At 66.0% G+C, this 4208-nt stretch carries 4 protein-coding genes and 1 pseudogene; all 5 read left to right on the top strand.

Translation table 11 applies throughout. The annotated features are described in order from the left end of the window. Positions 1 to 743, top strand: a 743-nt coding sequence (locus VN856_RS23975; RefSeq protein ID WP_325693879.1) for an inositol-3-phosphate synthase, incomplete at its 5' end; no start/stop codon positions are given. Positions 744 to 883: 140 nt separating this feature from the next. Continuing rightward, positions 884 to 2011: an LLM class flavin-dependent oxidoreductase gene (locus VN856_RS23970; RefSeq protein ID WP_325693875.1), complete on the top strand. Its 1128-nt coding sequence runs from the start codon at positions 884 to 886 to the stop codon at positions 2009 to 2011. Beyond that, positions 2008 to 3177, top strand: a complete 1170-nt coding sequence (locus VN856_RS23965; RefSeq protein WP_325693872.1) for a sulfotransferase — start codon at positions 2008 to 2010, stop codon at positions 3175 to 3177. Before VN856_RS23970 ends, VN856_RS23965 begins: the two co-directional genes overlap by 4 nt. A 2-nt stretch (positions 3178 to 3179) precedes the next feature. Continuing rightward, entirely contained in the window at positions 3180 to 3977 is a 798-nt protein-coding gene (locus VN856_RS23960) for a sugar phosphate isomerase/epimerase family protein (RefSeq protein ID WP_325693869.1), read from the top strand. Between the two features lies 1 nt (position 3978). Further along, positions 3979 to 4208, top strand: a pseudogene (locus VN856_RS23955) (hypothetical protein); the annotation flags it as partial.

Genomic DNA, 4208 nt, shown 5'->3' with positions numbered 1-4208 from the left:
TCTCCGACACCGAGGCCGTCGACGTGGTCAAGGCGCTGCGCGACGCCAAGGTCGACGTGCTGGTGTCCTACCTGCCGGTGGGCTCCGAGGAGGCCGACAAGTTTTACGCGCAGTGCGCGATCGACGCCGGTGTGGCGTTCGTCAACGCGCTGCCGGTGTTCATCGCGTCGGACCCGGTGTGGGCCAAGAAGTTCACCGACGCCGGCGTGCCGATCGTCGGTGACGACATCAAGAGCCAGGTCGGTGCGACGATCACGCACCGCGTGATGGCCAAGCTGTTCGAGGACCGCGGCGTGCAGCTCGACCGCACCATGCAGCTCAACGTCGGCGGCAACATGGACTTCCTCAACATGCTCGAGCGCGAGCGGCTGGAGTCCAAGAAGATCTCCAAGACTCAGGCGGTCACATCGAACCTGCAGCGCGAGTTCAAAACCAAGGACGTGCACATCGGCCCGTCCGACCACGTCGGCTGGCTGGACGACCGCAAGTGGGCCTACGTCCGTCTCGAGGGCCGCGCGTTCGGTGACGTGCCGCTGAACCTGGAGTACAAGCTCGAGGTGTGGGACTCGCCGAACTCGGCCGGCGTCATCATCGACGCGGTGCGTGCGGCGAAGATCGCCAAGGACCGCGGCATCGGCGGCCCGGTGATCCCGGCGTCGGCGTACCTGATGAAGAGCCCGCCGCAGCAGCTGCCCGACGACGTCGCGCGCACGCAGCTTGAAGAGTTCATCATCGAGGGTTAAATCCTTCTGTTACGAAAGTGCGGTGAGGTCGCGGGTGCGCGATCTCACCGCACTTTCGTTTCTCGGGGATGTGCCGATGTGCCCGCCTCTGAGCGATTTCGTCGACACCGCGCTGTGCAGGTGCTTAGCATCATGTCTCGATGAAGGTTCAGCCCGCGGCATTCCTGCGAACCACCCTGCCCCTGGACTTGTCGCGGCTCGACGAGCTGGACGGCGGCCGCTACCACTCGATCTGGCTGCCCGACCATATGGTCAGCTTCTGGCCCGATTCGATCTGGACGCCTGAATTCACCGACCTGGCAACCGCGTCGCCGTCGCCGCATCGCCATCTCGACGGCCTGGCGGTGGCCGCCGCAGCCGCGGCGCTGACGAAGAATGTGCCGCTGGTCTCCGCGGTCGTCGACACCGTTCGCCGCCACCCCGCGATGCTGGCCCAGACCGCGCTGACCATCGACCACGTCGCTCGCGGCCGGTTCATCCTCGGTCTCGGCAGCGGCGAAAGTGAGAACACCCTGCCGTACGGGTTCGACTTCGCCCGCCCCGTCGCCCGCTTCGAGGAAGCGCTGCGGTTGATCCGCCTGCTCTGGGAGAGCCACGGTCCGGTCGACTTCGACGGACAGTTCTACCGGCTGCATCACGCCCGGCTCGACACCGAGCCATACCAGGACCGGCTGCCGCCGATCTGGATCGGGGCGAGCGGCCCGCGGATGCTCGATATCGCCGGCCGGTATGCCGATGGCTGGTGGCCAGCGGGCGCGTGGACGCCGGAGCACTACGCCGAGATGCTCTCGGCGGTAAGGACATCGGCCGAGCACGCGGGCCGCGATCCGATGGCGATCACGCCGTGTTTCATCCAGGTCTGCTTGATCGGCCAAGACGACGCCGCGCTCGCCGAGATTCTGGAGGCGCCGCTGGTGAAAGCCTTTCTACTCCAGGTGTCCGCAGAGACGTTGTCCGGCTTCGGTTTCGAGCATCCAATGGGAGCCCACTGGCGCGGGTTCCAGGACATCGACCCCGCGATCCTCACCCGCGAACGGATCGTCGAATTCCTGGCCGGGGCACGACCGGAGATGCTGCTCGCCGTGGTCCCACATGGCACGCCGAAGGAGGTCGCCAAGATCATCAAGACGTTTGTCGATGCGGGCTTACGCGTACCCAAGATCCTCGACTACGGCGCGATGGCCGGCCTCGGTTACGCGGCGGCCTCGGCCGCCAATGTTCGTGCAGCCGAGGACGAACTGCTCCAATTGTGCGGAGACCTCCGATGACCGCGGGACTGGACGCCGACGAGTTACTGGCCTCCGCGACAGCGGACACCGGCCTGACCGACTACGCCGACCCCACCTTGGCGGAGCGATTCGCCGTAGCCGTCGATCACCTCAACAGCCTCGGCATGGACGCCGCGGGAATCGCCGCGGCGGCCCAAGTGTGCCGCTGGCTGCTGACCTCGCGGCTGGAATTCATCGAAGACCGCAATCGCTACCCCGTCGCCGACGAAGTGATCGATGCGCCGATGTTCGTGACCGGCGAACCACGTTCGGGCACAACGCTGATGCACGCGTTGATGTCCGTCGATCCGGACGCCCGGGCGCTGCGGTTCTGGGAAGTGATGTACCCGTCGCCACCACCCGGTCTGGCCGGGTCGGACGACGCGCGACGCGCACGGGCCGACGACGACTGGCGCGAAATTAACGCCAAGATGCCCAAGTGGCTGCACAGCCACCCCTACAACGACATGCTCGGCGACGGCCTGCCTGAAGACGAACGCACTTGGGCGTTCGATTTCCGGGTGATGACGCCGACCGCGTGGTGGCGCGTCCCGATGCAATCGCTGGTCGGTGGACTGGCCACCGACGCCACGGCACAATACTGGCTACACAAAGCCATGCTGCAGCAACTGCAATATGGCCGCCCGCGAAAGTACTGGGTACTCAAAGGCTTTCACGGTTTCCGGCTCAAAGAGATGTTCGCGACGTACCCCGACGCGAGGCTGGTCTGGCTGCACCGCGACCCGGTGCAGGTAGCCGCGTCGCGCACGATGATGATGGCCGACATCGCCGAAGGCATGTTCGGTCCGGTCGATCTGCACGCCGAGGCCAAGCTGCACCTCGAGCTGACTCGCGCCAGCATCGCCAACACGATGAGCAACCCGATGGTCGACGATCCGCGGATCCTGCACGTCCGCTACACCGACTTCATCGGCGATCAGGTCGCGATTGTACGGCGGTACTACGCATTCGGCGGTCGCAAGCTGACAGCGCGGGCTGAGTCGGCGATGCGGTCCTACCTGACCGACAACCGCGGCGACCGGCACGGCAAGTTCCGCTACTCCGCCCAGCTGCTCATCGACATCGGCGAGGACCTCGACGCATTACATGAGGAATTCCGGCCGTTCCGTGAGCGATTCGGCGTCGAGATCGAAAACCGAGGGTAGCAGTGACCCACGAGCGCCTGTCGGTGCACAACGTCACATTCTACGGCGCCCCGCTGACCGACCTGCAGAAGTACTGGACCGACCTCGCGGTGACCCGGCTGAGCATTCTGGACAGCCAGCTGCTCGACCCGCAATTCTCAAACCTGCTGAAAGACAACAGCTATAGCGTCGAAGCCGTGTACCACCTGTTCGCCGGGGGCGCATTGGCCAACGACCCCCACGATGCCCGCGACGCGCTCAACCGGGTGATCGACGCGGCCGCCGCAGTCGGCGCAGGCACCGTCTACCTGCTCACCGGCGGGCGGGGTCCGCTGAGCTGGGCTCAAGCTGCCGAGCGGTTCTGCGAGATGGTCGCGCGGTGCGCGGTGTACGCCAAACGGTCGGGCGTGGCGCTGGCGATCGAGAACGCGTCGAGCCTTTACGCCGACATTCATCTCGCCCACACGCTGCGGGACACCGTCACGCTGGCCGAGATGAGCGAGCTGGACATCTGCATCGACGTGTTCCACTGCTGGGCCGAAGGCGATGTCGACGAGCACGTGCGACGCGCGTTGCCGCGCACCCGGCTGATCCAGCTCAGCGACTACGTGCTCGGTGACCGGTCGCTGCCCGGCCGGGCGGTGCCCGGCGACGGCACGATCCCGATCGAGTCGCTGGTCGGGCAGGCGTTGGACGCCGGCTACACCCACGGATTCGACCTGGAGCTGATCGGCCCACGCATCGACCAGGAGGGCCGGCTCGAATCGGCTCGGCGCGCATGTGATGTCGTAGGAGCGATGCTCGACAGGTTGGGTGCGTGAAATGGCCTTCGGTGACGGCCCCGACGACGCCGCGCTGCAAACGGCGTGGGCCGCTTTCTGCGAGAAGCTCCGCGATGCGGGCGGAAAGGTCTTCAAAGACGCTAACGCACCCTCGGGCGCCCACCGCGTCGACGCGTTCCGCTTTCTCACCCAAAATCTCGGCCAGGCTTTCGATTTGGCGTTGGAGACCCACGACACCCGTTACCCCGCGATACATCCGTTCTGCGGCCC

Origin of the sequence: Mycobacterium sp. (assembly GCF_035603715.1) — a bacterium.
Lineage (GTDB): Bacteria > Actinomycetota > Actinomycetes > Mycobacteriales > Mycobacteriaceae > Mycobacterium.
This window is presented reverse-complemented; position numbering and strand designations above follow the sequence as displayed.

What these genes read in the sequence shown, in the direction of transcription:
- VN856_RS23965 (WP_325693872.1), top strand. Translation starts at nt 2,008, where the DNA reads ATGACCGCGGGACTGGACGCCGACGAGTTACTGGCCTCCGCGACAGCG.
- VN856_RS23970 (WP_325693875.1), top strand. Translation starts at nt 884, where the DNA reads ATGAAGGTTCAGCCCGCGGCATTCCTGCGAACCACCCTGCCCCTGGAC.